This window comes from Nonomuraea sp. NPDC049419 (genome assembly GCF_040676995.1).
Classification (GTDB): domain Bacteria; phylum Actinomycetota; class Actinomycetes; order Streptosporangiales; family Streptosporangiaceae; genus Nonomuraea; species Nonomuraea salmonea.
In genome coordinates this window covers 1-19,253 of record NZ_JBFAQB010000035.1, presented here as the reverse complement: position 1 = coordinate 19,253, position 19,253 = coordinate 1, and the positions used below count along the sequence as shown (strand labels likewise).

The window sequence follows — 19,253 nt, the reverse complement described above, 5'->3', positions numbered from 1 at the left end:
TTGTGGGTTCGGACGTGATATATACACCTTAAAGGGATGAACGAAATTCACGTTCGGCGCAGGTCGCCCTCGGACGCGCTCCCGCCGGCGCTCATCGGCCGCGACGACGCCATGGCCGCGATGGTCGCCGCGGTGTCGCAGGACGCCCTCGTGCTCGTCGAGGGCGAGGCCGGCATCGGCAAGTCCCGCCTGCTGGACGAGTGCCTGGCCGATCCCGCCTTACGCGGCCGTACCGTGCTGATGGCCGCCTGCCCGCCCCTGCGGGAGCCGTTCCCGCTCGGCGCGGTGGTGGACGGGCTGCGCGTCTTCGACGACCGCTTGGGCGAGCTGGCGCTGAGCCCGCTCGCCGGTGCGCTGCGCACGCTGTTCCCCGAATGGGCCGCGTGGCTGCCGAAGGCGCTGGAGGCGCTGCCCGACCCGCAGGAGACCCGCCACCGGCTCTTCCGCGCGCTCGGCGAGCTGATCGACGCGCTCGGCGTGGACGTGCTCGTGGTCGAGGACGCGCACTGGGCGGACACGGCCACGCTCGACTGGCTGCTCACCCTCACCACCTCGCGCGGCGCCGCGCGCTCGATCGTGGTCACCTACCGGCCGCTCGAGGTCGGCGAGGGCTCGCCGCTGCTGCGCCTGACCTCACGCCCGCCCAGGAACATGTCCTGGGAACGCATCGCGCTGGAGCCGCTGGACGTGCCGCAGACCGGCGCCCTGGTGAAGTCGATGTTCGCGACCGCCGACGTGTCCGACCGCTTCGCGGCCTTCCTGCACGAGCACACCGGCGGCATCCCGCTCGCGCTGGAGGAGACCGTACGCCTGCTGCGCGCCCGGCGCGACATCTTCCGGTCAGAAACCGGCTGGCGCCGCCGCATCACCGAGGAACTGCGCGTGCCGCCCACGGTGCGCGACTCCGTCCTGGAACGCGTGACCCGGCTCGACCCGGCCACCCGCGCCGTGCTGGAGGCCGCCGCCGTGCTGGAGGCGCCCGCCGGCGAGGCGCTCATCGCGGCGGTCGCTGACCTCGACGAGGCCGCCGTCCAGGACGGCCTGGCCGTCGCGCTCGCCTCCGGCCTGCTGCGCGAGTCCGGCCGGGGTGCGTTCTGCTTCAACCACGTTCTGGCCTCGCGCGCGGTCGCCGAGGCGACCCCGATCCCGTCGCGCCGCCGGCTGCACCACCGCGCGGCACTGGCCCTGCGCGAGGGCGAGCACCCTCCCGTCGTACGGCTGTGCCGCCACTTCCGCGAGTCCGGCGACGTCGAGGAGTGGTGCCGCTACGCCGAGGCGGCGGCCGAGCTCGCCATGGAGGCGGGCGACGGCCACACGACGGTCGCCATGATGCTGGACCTGCTGACCGCCGCGGACCACCCGGTGGAGCGCCTGGTCCGCCTGGCCAGGCGGCTCGGCGCGGCCGTCTCCGTCACCGCCGAGCCGCTGCTGGGGCTGGGGGAGCGGGTGCGCGCCGCGCTGGAGGAGACGCTCGCGCATCCCGGGCTGCCGGCCGAGGCCAGGGGAGAGCTGGGGCTGAGGCTGGGGCGGCTCCGCTTCCACCTCGGCGAGTTCGAGGCCGCGATGGCCGGCCTGGAGGCCGCCATGCCGGATCTGGCGGACCGGCCCGAGCTCGCCGTCCAGGCCATGCTCCTGCTGGCCAACCCGATGATCCGCGCCTGGCCGCGAGCCCGCCACCTGGAGTGGGCCGGCCGGGCTGAGCGGCTCTTCCCGCTGGTCCGCCTGCCGGTCGAGCGGGCCGCGTTCCTGTCCAACCAGGCCGCGGCGCTGCTCTGCCTCGGCGAGGAGGACGGCTGGCGCGTGGCGCGCGCCCTTCCCGCCGACGGGGACAGCCGCCTGGAGCGCCAGGAGATCGCCCGGGGGCGGCTGATGACCGGTCAGTTCTGTACGTTATGGGGCCGGCACGACGACGCCCGCGCCTACCTGGACTCCTCCGCGGCGCTGGTGGAACGGGCGGGCTATCGCCGGATCGAGGACGCGCTGAGGCTGGCGCGGGCGCACCTGGCCTGGCACGCCGGCCACTGGGACGGCCTGGACGACGTGGCGGCCGAGCTGGCCGGCTCGGAGACGGCCGACGAGGCGACCCGACTGGAGGCCCGGATGATCCTCGGCTGCCTTGACCTGGCGCGCGGCGTGCCGCAGCGGGCCGAGCAGCGGTTGCGCGAGGTCCTGGCCGCCAGCCTGGCGCGCGGGCACGCGGACCCGTTCATCTTCCCCGACGTGGCGCTGGCCAGGATCCTGCTCGCGCGCGGCGAGCCGGAGGCCGCGCTGGAGATCACCGAACCGATGCTGGAGATGATCGCCCGCAAGGACGTGTGGCTGTGGGCCACGGAGCTGCTGCCGGTCCACCTGGACGCGCTGCCGGCCGTCGGGCGGACGCAGGAGCGGGCCGGCCTGGCGGCGGCCTTCGCCGCCGGGATGGCGGGACGTGACGCTCCGGCCGCCGCCGCGGCGGTCGTGACCTGCCAGGCCATGGTCGCCGCCGACCCGGGGGAGGCGGCGGGCCTGTTCGGGCGGGCCGCGGCGATGTGGGCGGCGCTGCCCCGCCCCTACGACGCGCTGCTCGCCGCCGAGCGCCAGGGCCGCCGCCTGCTCGACGCGGGTGAGCGCGAGCGGGCGCTGACGGTGCTGGAGGAGAGCCAGCGGGAGCTGGCCGCGATGGGCGCGCGCTGGGACGCCGACCGGGTCGCTCACCTGCTGCGCGAGCAAGGGGTCGAGGTGGCCAGGCCGTGGCGCGGCGGGCGCAAGGGGTACGGTGACCGCCTGTCCCCGCGTGAGGTGGAGATCGTCCGTCTGGTGGCGCTCGGATGGACCAACAAGCGCATCGCGGAGAGCCTGAACCTGTCGCCGCGTACGGTGGAGCGCCACCTCAGCGCGGCCATGCGCAAGCTGTCGGTCGCCACGCGCACCGCCCTGGTCACCACGGCCGCCGCCGACGGGCTGCTCGACGAGACACCGACATAGATCGCCTTTTCCCCATTAATTGGGTGATTTGCCGACTCGCGATATCGGCCGGTCCGCCTGATCATGATCTTCATGTCTAACGATCAAGCGGACGTCGAGCCGGATGCAGTGCGTGACGCTGGGCCTGACGCTGGGCCCGACGCTGGGCCCGATGCCGAGCCGGACGCCGAGCCGGACGCCGTTTTCGATGAGGGCCTCCTGAGCGAGGCGGCGCCCGACGGCGCACACGAGCCGCTGTGAACCAGCACGTCGTGCGCCTGCCGTACAGGCGCGGTCAGAAAGCGGGACAGAGATGACATTCCACCATCGGTTAGGCTCCGCACGCCTCCTGGTCACGGCCGGCCTGGCGCTGGCGCTGACGGCGGGAGCCGCACCCGCCGCGGCCGCCCCGCCACTGGACCCCACCCCCCGCACCACCGGACCCGCCACCGCAGCGCCTGAGGCGAGCACCTCGACGGTGACCCTGCTGACCGGTGACCGCTTCCAGGTCGACATCGACGAGCGCGGCCGCCAGCAGGTCAGCAGGCTCCCCGGCGGCGGCCCGGCCGGAGGCACGTTCTCCCAGTTCACCCTCGGCGGCGACACCTACGTCGTGCCGTCAGAAGCGGTGCCCTACCTCGGCAAGACCATCGACCTGCGCCTGTTCAACGTCGGCTACCTCGTGCGGGCCAAGCTGGACGACGAGCGCAGCGCCACCCTCCCGGTCACCGTACGGGCCGGTCGCGCCCAGGCCGAAGCCCTGCCCGGCACCAGCGTCACCGCCGCCGCCGGCAGCGCGGCCACCGCGACGGTGACCAAGAAGGAGGCCCCGGCGCTCGGCAGGCTGCTGGCCGAGACCTGGCGCGCCGCGAAGGGCGACGCCGTCGGCACCCTTCCCGGCATCGAGCGGATCGAGCTGGCCGTCCCCGAGGGCGCTCCCGAGCCGCCGCCCTCGCCGCTGGCCGCCGACAAGCCCGCCGGCGCGCCCACCGCCAGGGCGGCCGGCGGGGAGCTGAGCTACTACATGCTGACCGTCGACTCCATCGCCAGGGACGGCACGCCCGGCACGATGATCGGAGCCGTTCAGAACGTCAGCGACGGAGCCCTGGCCACCTTCGCCTTCGCCTACCCGGGTGAGGGCAAAAAGTCGTTCATGGTGCCGGAAGGCACCTACAGCATCATGGCCAGCGTGCTCACCGCCCCGGCCACCGACCTCACGTCGGAGACGGCCCTGGTGATCGAGCCCGAGGTGCGGGTCGGCGCCGACACCAGCGTGCTGCTGGACGCCAGGAAGGCGGTCCGCTACCGGCCGGAGCTGGCCTCGCCGCCCCGGGCGCCGCTGATCCGCTCCGAATCCCTGTCGTTCGTCCGCACCAGCGCCGCGGGGGACGAGACGGGCATCGGCCCCTCGGGACTGCTCGCGGGCTTCATCTGGAAGACCTACTCCGACCCGGTCACCGGCAACCCCGACCTCTACGTCACCCCGACCAGGCGCGTCAAGAAGGGCGACTTCAAGTTCACCGGCTTCACGCTGCTGGCCGAGAACGCCGACTCGGGGCCCGAGATGGGCGCGACGTACAAGCTGGTGTTCGCCTACGGCGACGCCGTCCCGCGCAAACTGACGCCGGTCGTCAGGAAGTCGGAGCTGGCCACGGTGCGCTCCACGCTCTACAACACCGCCTCCGACGCCGCCTCGCCAGGACCCGTGACCAGGGGGTCCACCGTGTTCCTGCCGTGGGGGTGGTCCGACGCGAGCCACGGCTACCTGCCGGCCGCCGGTGACCGCGTCGACTACGTCTACAGCACCAGGCCCGGCGAGACGTACTGGCAGCACGTCATGTCCGCCGACACCAACGAGGTCATCCTCGGCGAGCGCCGCAAGCTGCGCCCCGGCCAGGAGATCAGGGAGGTGTGGAACCTCGGCCCCCGGACGCCGTCGGCGGCCGCCACCTACGTGCAGGAGACCCTGCTCGGCATCGGCGGCCCGAGCAGCAAGGTGGACGAACCGCTGCTGCAGGTGTGCCTGGCGTGCCGCCAGGGCTCGCTGGGCTCGGTCTACCTGAACGGCTTCGCCGACTCGGCTCCGCTGCACTCGACGTCGGAGGCGTACGCCGCGTCGCGGACCACGTTCTACCGGGACGGCAAGCTCGCCTTCGACTCGGGCGCCGGCGGCTCCCGGCCCTATCGGCCCATGCCGTTGTCGCTGCCGCTGGCGCCGCGCCCGGCCGACTACCGCCTGGTCTGGGACTTCGCCGCCCAGGGCAATCCCCAGTCGCCGAGCCGTACCGAGTGGACCTTCCGCAGCGGCCCGCGTGACGCCGCCGCCAGGCTGCCCCGTACCGTGCAGTGCGCCGACACCACGCGCCCATGCTCCTTCCTGCCGCTGCTGTTCGTGCACTGGGACCTGTCGCTCGACCGCGACTCCCGGGCCAGGGCCGGGCGGCGGTTCGACGTCGCGTTCCGGGTCTCGCGCCAGGAGCACCAGGCCCGGCCCACCGGCGTGCGGGCCACGCTCGAGGTGTCGTACGACGACGGCAAGACCTGGTCGGCTCCGAAGACCGCCACCGCCAGGCGCGACGGCACGTTCACCGCGCCGGTCACGCATCCGGAGTACTCCGAGCCGGTCCGCTGGGTGTCACTGCGGGTCAAGGCGCGGGCCGGTGACGGCAGCACCGTCACCCAGACCAACATCCGTGCCTACCGGCTCGCCGGCTGACCGGGAGACCTGACATGCGCACCCATCGATGGACGACGCTCGGCGGCGTGGCGGCGATGCTGCTCACCACGATCGCCCCGCTGACCCTGCTCACCACATCCGCGGCAGCCACCTCCACCGGGGCCACCGCCGCGCCGCCCGCCACGAGCGCGGCCTGCCCCCGCGACGCCAAGGACACCGGGCCGGCGACGTGCCTCCTGCGCGCCGGCACGGGAGGCGGCGACCAGCCGCTGCCGCGCGTCACCGCCGGCCGCGGCCCCCTGACCGCCGGCGACCTCCAGGAGGCCTACCGGCTGCCCGCGGACTGGCTGGGCGGCGGCCAGAGCGTGGCCGTCGTCACCCCGTACGACAACCCAGCGGCCGGGGACGAGCTGGCCGAGTACCGCAAGGCGAACGGCATGCCCCCGTGCGACGCCGACTTCCCGTGCTTCAAGAAGATCAACCAGCGGGGCGGCGACACACCGCCCGCCCCGAGCCCCGCCTGGGCGGTGCACAGCAGCGTCGGGCTGCAGCTCGCCGCGGCGGCCTGCCCGAACTGCAAGCTCCTGCTGGTGCAGGCCGACGACCCTTCTCTGGCCAGCATGGCGGCGGCCGTGGACCAGGCCGCCGCGCAGGGCGCCACCGCGGTCGTGCCCATGTGGGGCGTGGCCGAGTACGACGGCCAGAACGCCCTGGCCGCCCACTTCGACCACGCGCCGACCACCGTCGTCGCCCCCTCCGGCCAGGGCTTCAACAACGGCGGCCGCCAGATCCTGCCCGCCGCCTACCCGTCGGTGATCGCCGTCGGCGGCACCCAGCTCTACCGGGACTCCGCCACCACGCGCGGCTGGAACGAGTCCGTCTGGCGCGACACCGCCTCCGGCTGCTCGATGTACATGACGCGGCCGGCCTGGCAGCCGGCCGGAGCGTGCGGCAGCCGGCGCACCGTGGCCGACGTCGCGGCGGTGGGCTCCGCCGACACCCCGGTCCAGGTCTACAGCACCAGCCTGGGCGGCTGGGGAACCGCCGCGGGCACCCCCGTCGCGGCGGCGTTCATCGCCGGCGTCTACGGCCTGGCCGGCACCGACTCACCCACCCCGGCGGGCCGGCGGCTCTACGCCTCCGCCCAGTACCTGAACGACATCACCGCCGGAAGCAACGGCGCCTGCGGCGGCGGCAGGATCTGCACCGCGGCGCGCGGCTACGACGGGCCCAGCGGCATGGGCACCCCCAACGGCACCGGCGCCTTCTAGGAGGACCCTGATGCGAACACCACGATCCCCCCGCAGCCGGCTGCGCAGTGCCACTATGAGAGCCACCGTCGCGGCCGGCCTGACCGCCCTGCTCAGCACCGCCGCCACCTCCGCCACGCAGGCTCCCGCCGCAGCCGGGACGGACTGCGTACCGACCTGGACGATGCTCGACGCGCCCGCCAGCGAGGGCGTCGTCGACGTCGACGTGATCTCGCCTGACGACGTGCGCTTCTCAGAACAACTCGAGGAGGGCGCCAGGTCGCTGCGCTGGAACGGCCGCGAGCTGGTCGAGAACGGCCCCCAGATCCCGGTGCCCGCGCGTACCGGGAACCTCTTCCAGGTGGGCGCCGGCTCGTTCACCGCCGGCGGCGGCTGGTCGCTGATCAACCTGCACGGTTCCTTCCAGCCGGACGGGACGGGCGTGCTGGCCCGCCTCGACCGCGGCCGCTGGACGCTCACCCCGGCGGGCGCGTCGCAGAACCCGGAGGCCGGACCGTCCTGGCTGGCGGACGTCGCCACGGTGAACTCCTCCCAGGCGTGGGCGGTGGGCCGCGTCGAAGGGCCGGCCGGCGGCGCGCTCATCCAGCGCTGGGACGGCACGGAATGGACGAGCGTCGACCACCCCGCCGCCCGTCGCGCCGCCGCCGCCCTGACGTCGGTGAAGGCGGTGCCGGGCGGCGGCGTCTGGGCCGCAGGCTTCCAGAAGAACGAGCAGACGGGCTCGTACCAGCCGATGGTCCTGCGCCACGACGGGACGGCCTGGGCCGACGTCGCGCTGCCTGACCCCGGCGCGGAAGGGATGCTGTACGCGCTCGACGCCTCCGGCCCCGACGACGTCTGGGTCGCCGGCATCTCCGGCAGCCAGAGCAGCCCGAGGCCGCTCCTGCTCCACTGGGACGGCCAGAGCTGGACCACCGTCCCCGCGCCCGAGCCGGGCCCCTACGGCGGCGACATCTTCAAGCTGTACGCCCCCGCCCCCGGCCAGCTGTGGGCCCTCACCAACGACAGCAGCATGGGCGTGTTCCACGTGCAGCACTGGGACGGCGCCTCCTGGCAGGAGGCCAAGCCTCAGGGCGAGCAGCCGGAGGCGTTCGGCTTCATCTTCCACGACGTGGACGGCAGCGGCCCCGGCGACGTGTGGGTGACCGGCACCTCCACCCGCACCGAGCCCTCCGACATCGGCTACCCCCAGCTGCTGCCGCGCCGCCTGATCGCCCACCTGAGCTGCGGGAGAAAGTGACATGAGAGTTCCCCGAAAGTCACCCGCCCTGGCGTGCGCCCTGACCCTGCTGGCCACCGCCCTGTCGGGCGCCGTCCCCGCACATGCCGCCGCGGACGACCCGGTGATCGCGCCGGAGGTCCTGGCGAGCTTCGACGCGCGCCCCACCACGGACTTCTGGGTGCGCATGTCGGGCAAGGCCGACCTCGCCCCCGCCAAGAAGATCGCCGGCCGCACCGCCCGCGGCCGGGACGTGGTCGAACGGCTGCACGCCAGAGCCGACCGCGACCAGGAGCCGCTGCGCAGACTGCTCAAGGCGGAGGGAGTGAAGTCCACGGCGTACTGGGTCACCAACGCCGTCTACGTCAAGAACGCCTCCAAGACGCTGGCCAAGAAGATCGCGAAATTACCCGGAGTCGAGGAGATCCGCGCCCCCGTCACGTACACCATCCCCGAGCCGACCCGCAGCACGCCCACCGGGGCAGCCGCCGCGACGAGCCTCGCCTGGGGCGTGACCAACATCAACGCCGACGACGTGTGGGAGCGGACCGGCCGCCGCGGCGAGGACATCGTCATCGCCAACATCGACTCCGGCGTCCAGTACGACCACCCCGCCCTGGTCAAGAGCTACCGGGGCAGCAACGCGGACGGCACCTTCACCCACGACTACAACTGGTACGACCCGCTCAGTGAGTGCCCGAGCGACGCGCCGTGCGACAACAACTCCCACGGCACCCACACCATGGGCACCATGGCCGGCGACGACGGCCAGGGCAACCAGATCGGCGTCGCCCCCGGCGTGCGCTGGATCGCCGCCAAGGGCTGCACCACCAGCCAATGCTCGGAGGAGGCCCTCGTCGCGTCCTCGCAGTGGATGCTCGCGCCCACCGACTCCACCGGCGCCGACCCCGACGCCTCCAAGCGCCCGCACATCGTCAACAACTCGTGGGGCGCGAGCCTGACCACCCAGCCGTTCATGGAGGACATCCAGCTCGCCTGGGCGGCCTCCGGCATCATGGGCATCTGGTCCAACGGCAACGACGGCCCCGGCTGCCAGACCTCAGGATCGCCCGGCGGGCGCATCATCAACTACTCGGTCGGCGCGTACGACGCCGACAACAGGATCGCGAGCTTCTCCAGCCGCGGTCCCGGCCAGGACGGCGAGATCAAGCCGAACATCTCCGCACCGGGCGTGAACGTCCGCTCCTCGGTGCCCGGCGGCTCCTACGCCTTCTACAACGGCACCTCGATGGCGGCGCCGCACGTCGCGGGAGCGGTCGCGCTGCTGTGGTCGGCCCGCCCCGAGTACGTACGCGACACCGCGGCCACCCGCCTGCTGCTCGACCTGTCGGCCATCGACACCGACGACACCAGCTGCGGCGGCACCGCGGCCGACAACGCCGTCTACGGCGAAGGCCGCCTCGACGCCCTGGCCCTGGTCGAGGCCGGAACGCGCGGCACCGCCACGCTGGCCGGCACCGTCACGGACGCCACCACCGGCCGGCCGGTCGAGGGCGCCACCGTCACCCTCACCGGCCCGCTCACCCGCACCTCCACCCTCGGCGCCGACGGCGCCTACCGTTACACCCTCGTCGCGGGGGAGTACCAGCTCAAGGCCGAGGCGTTCGGCTACCAGACCACGACGAAAACCGCCACCCTGACCAAGGACGGCTCCCTCACCCTGGACGTCGCCCTGCCGCAGACCGAGCGGATCGACCTCACCGGCACCGTCTCCGACGCCTCCGGCCTCGGCCGCGGGCTCGCCGCACAGATCACCGCCGACGACGGCAAGGGCCACACATGGAACGCCGAATCCGACCCCGACACCGGCGCCTACACCCTGTCCCTGCTCCCGTCGATGACCTACACCCTCACCACCCGCCCCACCGAGCCCGGCTACGACCCGTCCGTCCAGCAGGTCACCATGGGTGAGACGGGCCGGCGGCTCGACCTCGGCCTGACCGTCTCCCTGTCCTGCGTCGCCCGCGGCTACGAGGTGATCCGCGACGGCAGCACCGAGCCGTTCGACGGCACCACGGCGCCCAAGGGCTGGACGGTCACCGACGTCGACCCCCGCATCCCCAACTACGCCCACCAGCCCGGCTGGGTCTTCACCGACGCCGGCGGACGGGGCAACCACACCGGCGGCGCGGGCGGGTTCGCCATCGTCGACTCGCTGCACTCCGGCAAGGGCCACCTCCAGGACACCTACCTGACCAGCCCCTCCTACGACCTGACCGCCCGCACCTCGGCGACCCTGGAGTTCGCCCACGACCTGAAGCCGGCGGTCAACTCCACGACCGGCGTCGACCTCAGCGTGAACGGGGGCCGTACCTGGAAGACCGTGTGGTCGGCCAAGGGCTTCCCCGGCGCGCCAGGGCCGGCCGTCCACGTCGTCCCGCTGCCGGACGCGGCCGGACAGGCCGACGTACGGCTCCGCCTCCACTACCGGGGTCAGCTGTCCGGCTGGTGGGCCGTCGACGACGTGTTCGTCGGCGACCGCACCTGCAGGCCCGCGGCGACCTGACCCCACCCCCCGCGCACCGCCGCCCTCGCTGAGGGACTGCACGGTCTGCGGCTCTGTCGCAGAAGACCGTGCAGTTCCTCAGCGGGCCGGGAAGCGCAGGATGCGGTCGTCACCGTCGCGGAGGTCGCCACGGCCGTCGGTGTCGCCCTCGCCTTCGACCTCGGGCCAGCCGCAGGATCTTGCCGTTGGGGCTGTCCGGGTCTTGGGAGCCGGCGGTATCGCCGGCGTCGCCGGTGCCGGCGTAGAGCATGCCGTCCGGGCCGAAGGCGATGCGGCCGCCGTTGTGGAAGCCGGCCTTGGCGATGCCGGAGAAGACGACCTCCGGATCACCGCTGTCGAGCCGGAACCGGACGATGCGGTTGTCGCCCGCGGCGGTGAGGTAGGCGTAGACGAGGTTGCCGGTGGCGAAGCCGGGTGAGGCGGCTGCCCGGCCAGGATGTTGTTGTTGGGTGTGAGCCGGTCGATGTCAGAGACGTTTGAGGCCCGTGGTGAAGCCGTTGAGATCGTCGGCGGTATGGTCCTTGGCGCCCTCCTACACGTGGAACGGGTCGTCGGAGACGATGTGAATCGCAGCCTCCTCCGCGGAGGCGCCCGCGCGGTCGATGCCGACGTCCTCGGACCGAAGATCCGATGACGGGTCGTCGGCATCTTGGGTGGCCCAGACGAGCCGCCCTGCCCTCAGATAACCGACTTGGTCGTCGATGAGTTCGCCGTCGGTGTCGGATGCGTCACCGATCCCGTCACCGATCTCTTCGGCTGCGATGTCGGGAACCTCGTGGGCGAGTCTCTGGCTGAAGGGTTCGTGGGTGCGAGCTTCGTCGGCGGTCAGCCCCCAGGCCAGGCTTCCGATGGGGCGATCCAGCGGCAGATAACCCGGGCCGTCGCCGTCCTCGCCGAGTTCGTCGTCATCGAGACTCTCCTCTGGTGGCAGCAGTCCGGGGACGTAGTCGTCCATTGTTTCTCCTCTGAGTGGGTTGCCCGGTTGGCTGGGCCGGGAAAGGTGTTTCGGCGGGTGTCCTCGAGAAGCGGGCCGCTGTCGGGTACGTGCGCTTTCCCGCGGGAGGATCGAGTTCGTCCTGGCATCGTAGCGCCTTTGGGAGAAAGTGGACGCTTTAGACCATTTCTGACTCGATCGGATCGCTGGTCAAGGACTCGGCCGCGGGCGGCCCAGATCTCGGATGTCCGTCAACCGGATCAAGTCAAGAGTGGCCCGGGTGCCGGGCGTCGATCAGATCGGCATGGGCGGTCGTTCGCGAAAGGTAGTCGGCGACGAAAGAGCAGACAACGGTGATCGTGCCCTGGCGGGCGCGGATCTCGTCGAGCACTTGCCGCACCAGTGCGCTCGCCACGCCCTGGTGCCGGTGGCTCGGTTCCACCTCGGTGTGCAGGAGGGCGTACCGGTTGGGCTTCAGGTGGGTGTAGGAGAGCCAGCCGACCAGCTCGCGTTCACGGTGAAGCTCAAATCGCCCCTGATCGGTGTTGTCGATCAGCACCTCGGTCGCCGGTACCTGTTCTTCGCCGCTCATCCGCTCACCCTTCCCGCGTGGAGGGACACAGCGCCCTCGTGCCCGCCTGCCATCCGGGCTATCCCTCCACTTGTGACGTCCATTTGCTGACAACCTACACATAGACGCCATATATTTGGACCACGGGGTCCCATTTCTGTGAGGGGTTGCTCGGGGCCACCACCGATGACGAACGAGGCGAGAAGGGGACATGGAGCTTTCACCGGTCGCCCTCGAGGTACGCAAGGACGAGACGATTCCCCTCCGCGAGGCGCTGTCCGATGGTGGAGTCGTCGCTGCCCTGGCCTACGAGCGGATCAGCGGGCGCTGACGGCATGGACGACCTGCACGTCACGATCGAGCCTGAGCGCATCGTCACCCCCACCCTCATCCTGCGTTCCTGGTCCGCCGGAGATGCCCAGGGGGCGTGGCATCTGCGGCCCGAGGCCCGTGGCCATGGCGTGGCCGGCCAGATCGGCCATGCGCTGGCACACCAGGCATTCCTCGCCGCCGACGTCGAGGAGGTCTTCGTCGCGGCGCCGGTGCAGAACGCCGGCAGCCTCGCCGTTGCCCAGCGTCTCGGAATGACCGCCGTCGAGGACGTCACCTGGATACACGACGGCGTAAGGCTCGAGGTGCTGCGGATGGGGCGGGCGGACCTCCACAAGATCCGGCCCGGGGTATCGCTGGACCGCTCCTATGACCCGGACGGGCTGAACGACTGGTGAGCGCGACGACGGCGCCCGACCTCTCCTCGCAAGAGGATCGCTGGCCGGGCCGAATCGCGTGCCGCCGGCGTCGGCTCAATCGGCGGACAGGCTCTCGACGTACGCCAGCGCCATGTCGATGGAGGTCGCCATCGGTGTGACATCGCGCGCGGTTTGGGCCAGCATGTATCCGCCCTGGACAGCGGCGATGAGCCCGGTCGCGAGTTGGTCGACCGGCGCCCCGGCCGGAAGCGTGCCCTTGTCCTGAAGCCTGCGCAACACGCCTGCCAGGAGTTCCTGCCATTCGCTGAAAAGGTGGACCAAGGCCCGGCGCGCGAGCTCGTCCTGATCGGAGACCTCGGAGGCCAGCGTGCCGAGCGCACAGCCATAGGCGCCATGCCGGAGGGCGTTGTTCTGGACCAACGCATCCCGCCAGCGTCGCAGGCCCGGGATCGTCGAGACATGGGCGAGGGCATCGCGCTCACGCTGGATGACGCGTTCGCCCACGTGATCGATGACGGCTCGCACGAGCGATTCCTTGCCGTCGAAGTGGTGGTACAGCTGCGACTTGCTCACTCCGCTTGCCGCGAGCACGTCGTCGAGCGTGGTGTCTCCGACTCCTTTGACGTACATCAGCTCGGCCGCTGCGGCGACGATCCTTGCCCGCGTCTTTGCGCCGCGAGCCGTCAGGCGTCTGCCGGTGTGCGAGTCAGCGGTCGTCATCACGTAGTCATGGTACTGATGGCGGACTACTCGCTCCCCGTCCCCGCAGGGCTGTCGTCCTCGGCTCCGGCGAAAGGCGCGAGTGCGATGTCGAGCGCGACGTTGAGCGGCCAAGGGTCTCGCGCGATCTGGCTCAGGGTGCTGCCTCCATGAAGCGCCGCAAGGACCAGCACGGCGGTTTTCCGGACGTCGATGTCCGCTCTCGAGGTGTGCGCGGAAGAGCACGGCGAGTCCCCTGCGGCGCCGGACTGGAGCAACCGGTCCAACGTCTCCGCGATGAGCTCGCACCAGCGATCGAGCAGATCGGCCCGCCCGGGAACGTCCCCCGATTGTCGCAGCGCCAACGCGTACGGTGATTGTGGGGTCATGAGCTCCTTGACGACGCGGCGACGCCAGCCAGCCAGCTCTGCCTGGTCCGTGACGCGAGACAGAGAAGCGCTCTCGCGGGCCAAGACCTCTGCGAAGTGTGTCGTCATCAATTCCTCCCGCCCGGTCGAAATCGCTCACGTACTCTACCAGGAGATGGGACTAAATAGTCCAAAAAGGTTCTCGCGAGTGCAGGCGTACGAAGCCTCGGCACCGTTGACGGACGCTGCCGAGCTGTGCCGCAGATGGCCGCTCGGCGAGCGTCAGCGTCCATGGCAGCGATCGAGCGTGCCTGTGGCTGTTGCTGAAGAGCGTAGGAACGGCGGTGATGTTCACGGCGTCGGCGTCGAGCACGCCGGCCGGTGACCTCGGCGAGATGAGGTCTTTCTCGAGTTGCTTGAGGTCAGGGCCCAGTCGTGGGCGATCCGGATGGTGTCCTGCGGTTGCCGGAGACCGCGCGCGAGAGCGGGATGCGGCGCCATGCGTCGGCGGAGCCGGCACGAAGGCCGATCCGGCCCGCAGCCCTGCTCAAGACGTCGCCTCTACGGGGGCGGCCGGAATGCGCCGCGGGTTGCTGTGGCCGCAGCTCGGCGGGTTCTGCAAGGTGCTGGTGGCGGCTTTTGGGCCGCGGCTCCGGGGCGGTCCGTCCGGCCTGGGCGAGATGTGACACATGATGATGCCGAGTCGCCCGTGGCAGGACGAAGTCCGAACTGGGCGGACACGATCCGGCGGTCGCCAGCGTGACAGATGGTCCATCTTCTGCGTCACGTCTTTCGGCTCGCCGTTTCTCCTGCGGGGTGTACTCCAGTCAGCGCAAGGGTGAGCAGGCGGTCGGCCTGGGCCGCGCCGTCGGGTTCCTGCTCGACGGCCAGGCAGATGGCGTTGACGAGTTTGAGCAGGTCTGTGATCGAGACGTCGGGCCGTGCGGCGTTCGCCTCGCGGGCGCGGGCCAGCAGGTCCGCTCCGGCGTCGATGATCATGGTGTGGCAGGTGGCGCCCAGGGTGGGATCGCCGTCGTGGGCTCCCCGCATCAGCGAGGCGGCCAGGCCCCGGTTGGACACGGCGTGCCTGGCGACGGCTCCGAGCCAGTTCGCCAGCGCACCTCCGGGGTTGGGGTCGGTGGCCAGGTCGGCGGCGGTGGCGCACAGGGTCTCGACCTTGTCGCGGAAGACGGCCTCCAGCAGCTTCTGTCGGGAGGGGAAATGGCGGTGCAGCGTGGCCGAGCCGACGCCGGCGCGCCGGGCGATCTCCTCCAGGGATGCTTCGGCTCCGTGCTCGGCGATGGCCTCGGTGGCCGCGGTCAGGATGCGGTCGTAGTTGCGGCGTGCGTCCGCGCGCATCGGCCGCGTGGGCGAGGTTGCACGGCTGGCTGGCGGCATATGTTCTCCGGCGGGCTTGCAAAACGGGGTGGCCCTCCATATCGTACTCACCACAAAACCGGAGGGCCACCCCAGTTAGGCCGGTGGCCGCCGCATGCCTACCGTCTGGAGACACACCGTGAAGACCATCGTGGTGGTGGGGGCGACCGGCCTGCAGGGCCGGGCCGTGACAGCGCAGCTGCTCACCGACGGCTGGCAGGTACGGGCCATGACGCGCGATCCGGACGCCGCAGCGGCCCGCGCGCTGGCGCAGGCGGGCGCCCAGCTCGCCCGCGCCGAGATGGACGACCTCGCCTCACTCATCGCCGCGGCCGAGGGCGCCTACGGCGTGTTCAGCGTGCAGCCCACCGTCGGCTCCCCGGGCACCCCGGCGGGCTTCTCAGCTGAGGACGAGGTCCGCTGGGGTCGCAACGTCGCCGACGCGGCCCACGCCGCCGGTGTGCGGCACCTGGTCTACGCCTCGCTCGCCGGCGCGGGCCGCCACGACACCGAGAAACTGCCGAGCAACACGATCAACAAGTGGCGGATCGAACAACACATCACCAGGCTGGGCCTGCCCGCGACCTTCCTGCGCCCGGTCTCCTTCATGGAGAACTACACCGGCGCCTACCACCTGCACGACGGCGCCGTGGCCACTGCGTTTGCCGCCGACGTGCCGCAGCAGATCATGGCCGTCGACGACGTCGGCGCCTTCGCCGCGCTGGCCTTCGCCCGGCCGGGCGAGTGGATCGGCCGCGCGGTCGACCTGGCCGGGGACGAACTGACCCCACGCCAGATCGCCGCCGCCCTCTCGGAAGCCGTCGGCCGGCCGCTGCCCTACGTCCAGATCCCGATCGAGGTGATCGCCCAGCTCGGCGCGGAATTCGCCTACGCCTACACCTGGCTCAACGAACGCGGCTACCGCGCCGACGTCGCCTTCGCCCGTGCCCTGCATCCCGGCCTGATGGACCTGCGCACCTGGCTACAGCGGACCGGAGCAGCCCAGATCGCCGGCTTCCTGGCCGCCCAGGACGCCGCCGAGGATGACCGATGAACGCGCTCTACCTCGGACGGGTCGGCATCTGGGCAGGCGAGATGGACCGCTATCCCGTCCCCGCCCTGCGCCAGGCGACCGCCGCCATCGAGGACCTCGGCTTTCCGGCCCTGTGGTTTCCCGAGACGACCGGCCGCGAGGCGATGGCCCAAGCCGCCCTGCTGCTGTCGGCCACCCGGCAGCCGGTCATCGCCACCGGCACCGCCAGCATCTACGCCCGCGACGCGATCAGTGCCGCGGCCGCGCAGCGCACCCTTGCGGAGGCATTCCCCGGGCGGTTCCTGCTCGGCCTCGGTGTCAGCCACCCCGCCCTGGTCACCGACGTGCGCGGCCACCGCTTCGGCCCGCCAGTGGCGACCATGCGCGCCTACCTGGACGCGATGGACACCGCCCCGTTCGGCCCTGCGACCCCTGCCGCGCCCAGGGTCCTGGCCGCGCTGGGCCCGCAGATGCTCCAGCTCGCCGCCGAACGCGCCTGCGGTGCCCACCCGCTGGGCATGCCGGTCGCGCACACCCGCCAGGCCAGAAGCCTGCTCGGGCCCCAAGCGCTGCTGGCGGTCACCCAGCTCGTCGTCCTGGACTCGTCCCGCGCCCGCGCGGCCGAGCTGGCCCGGGCCCACGCAGCCGCCGCCCTGCCCAACCGGCTCACGCTGTTACGCGACCTGGGATTCGACGACGCCGAATCCCTCGACGGCCGGCTGGTCGACGCCCTGGTGGCCACCGGCGGTCCGGAGGACGTCGCTCGGCGGGTCGAGGAGCATCTCGACGCCGGTGCGGACCACGTCAGCCTGCACGTGCTGACGGCCACACCAGATGAGCCGCCATTGCGTCAATGGCAGGAGCTGGCCGCACGGCTGCTGTGAGCGGCCCCTGCTCGGCCATCCAGGCGCGGGCTGGGACGTGCGGTGATGCCACAGCACGCTGACGACCCGCATCCGCGCACTGGGTTGTGTGCCGGCGTACGCCAGCCAGCAGCCTAAGACCGCGATGGCGAGTGAGACGGGGGATGCCCAGAGGATCGCGAAGCCAGCCACCATGCCGAGAAGGAGCAACCCCGTGGCTGCCGCATGGTTCTGCCCGTCCTCACTGGAGAGGGCGAGCTTCGCCTGGTCGTCACTGGAGAGATGGTTGACCAGGAAGGCTTCGACGCGCTTCTCCACGTGCTTGTACCTGAGCCGATCCGCCTCCTTGGGGTTGCCGGGGTCGCCCTTGCCGGGCAGTTCGCCGATCAGTTCGCGATGGAAGCAGCGGTAGGTGTCGAGCGTGACGTCGAGCCCATCAGGGACCCGCTCGGGAGTGACTTCGACAACGCTGTACACGATGATGACGGGGCGGCCTGCCAACGAGCTGTGTGCACTCAGCGTCATCATGTCGGCCATGACTGATCTGCGGAGGCGGGACAAGTGGGCTGCCTGGCGGGTGTGGCTGCTACGGGCGAGCGCCCGCTCAGCCCGCTCCTTGGAGCTGTCCCCCCCAACTCTTCACGGGTCCAGCAGGTCGAAGATGACGGCCAGACCCGCCACGAGCAGCAAGGCCTTGCCCATGCCGGTAAGAGCACGTCCACAGGTTCATTCAAGCCTGGCAGCAGAGCTCGTGGAGGGGGATATCGCCGTATTCCGGTGGCACCCCCTCTACGCCGCTGACCGCCAACGGCCCGGCGCAGCCAAAGTCATCGGTGGCCTTGGGCCACTCCGGGGTGCTCGGAGTCGACGAGGCCGGCGTACTCGGGGTTGCGATCGATGAAGGCGCGTACGACCGGGCACATGATGGTGACCGTCTTGCCCTGCGCGCGCACGTCGTCGAGGACGCGTCTGATGAGCTCGGTGCCGATGCCCTGCCTGCGGTACTCGGGGAACACCGAGGTCGCCAGCAGGACGAGCCGGTCGTCGCCGGCGACGTTGTAGGGCAGCCCGGCGATCTCGCGGTCGCCGAGGACGGCCTCGTAGATGCCGGCCTGCTCGTCCTTGACGACTGTGAAGTCGAACGCGGGAGCATGGGGATCACCGATCACCTCGTCCATGAGGACGGCCTGGTCCTCACTGAGGGTGCTTTTCCCCTCGGGGTATTCGGAGGCGTAGGGGGTTGGGTCGGTCATGGGATGCTCATTCGTGGTTGCTCGTTCGCCGGTCGGGGCCGCTCATGTGGGTTCTCGGGTGTGCCGAAATCTTCAGGGACGTACGCGAATGACCGTCTTTCCCGTGATCCGCTCAGTCGGGTTGAAGGCGGCGACGGGATTCTCGAGGGTCGCCACGTCACCGATGTTCGTCGGCCAGGGTGCCGTCACGCGTCCATTCCGCGGGCCCGAACACCCGCTGCGCCACCGACAGCCCTCTTGTGCCAGAGCCGAGCGCGGTGACCACACCGGCCACCTCGTGGCCGGGGATCGACGGCGTGCGGTCGAGCCGAGGCGATCGGTCCAGGTTCCCGGCCAGGTCAGCTCACCGGGGGTGAATCCCGACGCGTGTACCTCGACCAGCACGTCGTTCCCCGTCGCCTCCGGCTCGGGCCGCTCCGCCAGTGTCATCCCGGCCGTTCCCGCCGCCTCATCCGTCACCACAATGGCCTTCATCGGTACGCGCCTTTCTGTGTCAGTCGCTCGCCGACACGAAACGCCGGCTCTTCCCCTTGGTGACGCCAGACGTCCTCGTCTTACCCGGCCGAGCGGACGATCTGCGACGGGGAACGCAGACCCGCTGCGCCGCCTCCGAGGCCAGGCGTCGCGGAAGCTCAGGCTGCCGTTCCCGGTGCATCGAGAGATCCCCGTCGTGGACCGGCGTGACGTACGGCGCGAACGAGGCGGTCTAGGCTCTAGGCCGTGTTTCGAAAGATCACGTGTGAGGCGTGTCGGTGATCGTTGAACGAAGAGGTCTCCGGTAGTTGGTTCAACGACCAAGAAGAACGAA

General features: G+C 71.4%; 16 protein-coding genes and 1 pseudogene. 9 read left to right on the top strand and 8 right to left on the bottom strand.

The window, feature by feature from the left end:
- Nucleotides 1–36 precede the first annotated feature (36 nt).
- The 5 genes from AB0K12_RS46920 (at nucleotide 37) to AB0K12_RS46900 (ending at nucleotide 10,637) form a co-directional block, all read left to right on the top strand.
- Nucleotides 37–2,964: a LuxR C-terminal-related transcriptional regulator gene (locus tag AB0K12_RS46920; RefSeq protein WP_364575586.1), complete on the top strand. Its 2,928-nt coding sequence runs from the start codon at nucleotides 37–39 to the stop codon at nucleotides 2,962–2,964.
- A 292-nt stretch (nucleotides 2,965–3,256) separates the two neighbouring features.
- On the top strand, nucleotides 3,257–5,659 hold the full coding sequence (locus tag AB0K12_RS46915; RefSeq protein WP_364575584.1) for a hypothetical protein: 2,403 nt from the start codon (nucleotides 3,257–3,259) through the stop codon (nucleotides 5,657–5,659).
- 14 nt (nucleotides 5,660–5,673) lie between these two features.
- Nucleotides 5,674–6,891: a hypothetical protein gene (locus tag AB0K12_RS46910; protein ID WP_364575582.1), complete on the top strand. Its 1,218-nt coding sequence runs from the start codon at nucleotides 5,674–5,676 to the stop codon at nucleotides 6,889–6,891.
- Nucleotides 6,892–6,946: 55 nt separating this feature from the next.
- Nucleotides 6,947–8,131 (top strand): hypothetical protein, encoded by a 1,185-nt coding sequence (locus AB0K12_RS46905; protein ID WP_364575580.1) that lies wholly within the window; start codon nucleotides 6,947–6,949, stop codon nucleotides 8,129–8,131.
- A 1-nt stretch (nucleotide 8,132) separates the two neighbouring features.
- A complete protein-coding gene (locus AB0K12_RS46900) occupies nucleotides 8,133–10,637 on the top strand; it encodes a S8 family serine peptidase (RefSeq protein WP_364575578.1) in 2,505 nt (834 codons plus the stop codon).
- 109 nt (nucleotides 10,638–10,746) lie between these two features.
- Here AB0K12_RS46900 and AB0K12_RS46895 read toward each other — a convergent pair.
- From AB0K12_RS46895 to AB0K12_RS46885, 3 genes and pseudogenes are all read right to left on the bottom strand, one after another.
- Nucleotides 10,747–11,001 (bottom strand): annotated as a pseudogene (locus AB0K12_RS46895) (PQQ-dependent sugar dehydrogenase); the annotation flags it as partial.
- Nucleotides 11,002–11,169: 168 nt separating this feature from the next.
- Nucleotides 11,170–11,592: a DUF5709 domain-containing protein gene (locus tag AB0K12_RS46890; protein WP_364575576.1), complete on the bottom strand. Its 423-nt coding sequence runs from the start codon at nucleotides 11,590–11,592 to the stop codon at nucleotides 11,170–11,172.
- Between the two features lie 244 nt (nucleotides 11,593–11,836).
- Nucleotides 11,837–12,163: a GNAT family N-acetyltransferase gene (locus AB0K12_RS46885; RefSeq protein WP_364575574.1), complete on the bottom strand. Its 327-nt coding sequence runs from the start codon at nucleotides 12,161–12,163 to the stop codon at nucleotides 11,837–11,839.
- Nucleotides 12,164–12,477: 314 nt separating this feature from the next.
- On the opposite strand from AB0K12_RS46885, the gene AB0K12_RS46880 reads away from it, so the two are divergent.
- Nucleotides 12,478–12,870, top strand: a complete 393-nt coding sequence (locus AB0K12_RS46880; RefSeq protein ID WP_364575572.1) for a GNAT family N-acetyltransferase — start codon at nucleotides 12,478–12,480, stop codon at nucleotides 12,868–12,870.
- A gap of 75 nt (nucleotides 12,871–12,945) precedes the next feature.
- Here AB0K12_RS46880 and AB0K12_RS46875 read toward each other — a convergent pair whose 3' ends face one another.
- The 3 genes from AB0K12_RS46875 to AB0K12_RS46865 form a co-directional block, all read right to left on the bottom strand.
- Nucleotides 12,946–13,572, bottom strand: a complete 627-nt coding sequence (locus AB0K12_RS46875; protein ID WP_364575632.1) for a TetR/AcrR family transcriptional regulator — start codon at nucleotides 13,570–13,572, stop codon at nucleotides 12,946–12,948.
- A 26-nt stretch (nucleotides 13,573–13,598) separates the two neighbouring features.
- On the bottom strand, nucleotides 13,599–14,048 hold the full coding sequence (locus AB0K12_RS46870) for a hypothetical protein (RefSeq protein WP_364575570.1): 450 nt from the start codon (nucleotides 14,046–14,048) through the stop codon (nucleotides 13,599–13,601).
- A 654-nt stretch (nucleotides 14,049–14,702) separates the two neighbouring features.
- A complete protein-coding gene (locus AB0K12_RS46865; RefSeq protein ID WP_364575568.1) occupies nucleotides 14,703–15,278 on the bottom strand; it encodes a helix-turn-helix domain-containing protein in 576 nt (191 codons plus the stop codon).
- Between the two features lie 157 nt (nucleotides 15,279–15,435).
- On the opposite strand from AB0K12_RS46865, the gene AB0K12_RS46860 reads away from it, so the two are divergent.
- From AB0K12_RS46860 to AB0K12_RS46850, 3 genes are all read left to right on the top strand, one after another.
- Entirely contained in the window at nucleotides 15,436–16,350 is a 915-nt protein-coding gene (locus AB0K12_RS46860) for an NmrA/HSCARG family protein (RefSeq protein WP_364575566.1), read from the top strand.
- Nucleotides 16,347–17,213, top strand: coding sequence for a TIGR03620 family F420-dependent LLM class oxidoreductase (locus AB0K12_RS46855; protein ID WP_364575564.1), 867 nt, complete (start codon nucleotides 16,347–16,349; stop codon nucleotides 17,211–17,213). The genes AB0K12_RS46860 and AB0K12_RS46855 overlap by 4 nt, the downstream gene beginning before the upstream one ends.
- A gap of 204 nt (nucleotides 17,214–17,417) precedes the next feature.
- On the top strand, nucleotides 17,418–17,735 hold the full coding sequence (locus tag AB0K12_RS46850; RefSeq protein WP_364575562.1) for a hypothetical protein: 318 nt from the start codon (nucleotides 17,418–17,420) through the stop codon (nucleotides 17,733–17,735).
- Between the two features lie 284 nt (nucleotides 17,736–18,019).
- On the opposite strand, the gene AB0K12_RS46845 is transcribed toward AB0K12_RS46850, so the two are convergent.
- On the bottom strand, nucleotides 18,020–18,445 hold the full coding sequence (locus tag AB0K12_RS46845; protein ID WP_364575560.1) for a GNAT family N-acetyltransferase: 426 nt from the start codon (nucleotides 18,443–18,445) through the stop codon (nucleotides 18,020–18,022).
- 157 nt (nucleotides 18,446–18,602) lie between these two features.
- Nucleotides 18,603–18,710, bottom strand: coding sequence for a hypothetical protein (locus AB0K12_RS46840; RefSeq protein ID WP_364575630.1), 108 nt, complete (start codon nucleotides 18,708–18,710; stop codon nucleotides 18,603–18,605).
- Nucleotides 18,711–19,253: the final 543 nt, after the last annotated feature.

What these genes read in the sequence shown, in the direction of transcription:
- AB0K12_RS46890 (WP_364575576.1), bottom strand. Translation starts at nt 11,592, where the DNA reads ATGGACGACTACGTCCCCGGACTGCTGCCACCAGAGGAGAGTCTCGAT.
- AB0K12_RS46905 (WP_364575580.1), top strand. Translation starts at nt 6,947, where the DNA reads ATGAGAGCCACCGTCGCGGCCGGCCTGACCGCCCTGCTCAGCACCGCC.
- AB0K12_RS46850 (WP_364575562.1), top strand. Translation starts at nt 17,418, where the DNA reads ATGGTTCTGCCCGTCCTCACTGGAGAGGGCGAGCTTCGCCTGGTCGTC.
- AB0K12_RS46865 (WP_364575568.1), bottom strand. Translation starts at nt 15,278, where the DNA reads ATGCGCGCGGACGCACGCCGCAACTACGACCGCATCCTGACCGCGGCC.
- AB0K12_RS46855 (WP_364575564.1), top strand. Translation starts at nt 16,347, where the DNA reads ATGAACGCGCTCTACCTCGGACGGGTCGGCATCTGGGCAGGCGAGATG.
- AB0K12_RS46845 (WP_364575560.1), bottom strand. Translation starts at nt 18,445, where the DNA reads ATGACCGACCCAACCCCCTACGCCTCCGAATACCCCGAGGGGAAAAGC.
- AB0K12_RS46910 (WP_364575582.1), top strand. Translation starts at nt 5,674, where the DNA reads ATGCGCACCCATCGATGGACGACGCTCGGCGGCGTGGCGGCGATGCTG.
- AB0K12_RS46915 (WP_364575584.1), top strand. Translation starts at nt 3,257, where the DNA reads ATGACATTCCACCATCGGTTAGGCTCCGCACGCCTCCTGGTCACGGCC.
- AB0K12_RS46870 (WP_364575570.1), bottom strand. Translation starts at nt 14,048, where the DNA reads ATGACGACACACTTCGCAGAGGTCTTGGCCCGCGAGAGCGCTTCTCTG.
- AB0K12_RS46875 (WP_364575632.1), bottom strand. Translation starts at nt 13,572, where the DNA reads ATGACGACCGCTGACTCGCACACCGGCAGACGCCTGACGGCTCGCGGC.
- AB0K12_RS46880 (WP_364575572.1), top strand. Translation starts at nt 12,478, where the DNA reads ATGGACGACCTGCACGTCACGATCGAGCCTGAGCGCATCGTCACCCCC.
- AB0K12_RS46885 (WP_364575574.1), bottom strand. Translation starts at nt 12,163, where the DNA reads ATGAGCGGCGAAGAACAGGTACCGGCGACCGAGGTGCTGATCGACAAC.
- AB0K12_RS46920 (WP_364575586.1), top strand. Translation starts at nt 37, where the DNA reads ATGAACGAAATTCACGTTCGGCGCAGGTCGCCCTCGGACGCGCTCCCG.
- AB0K12_RS46900 (WP_364575578.1), top strand. Translation starts at nt 8,133, where the DNA reads ATGAGAGTTCCCCGAAAGTCACCCGCCCTGGCGTGCGCCCTGACCCTG.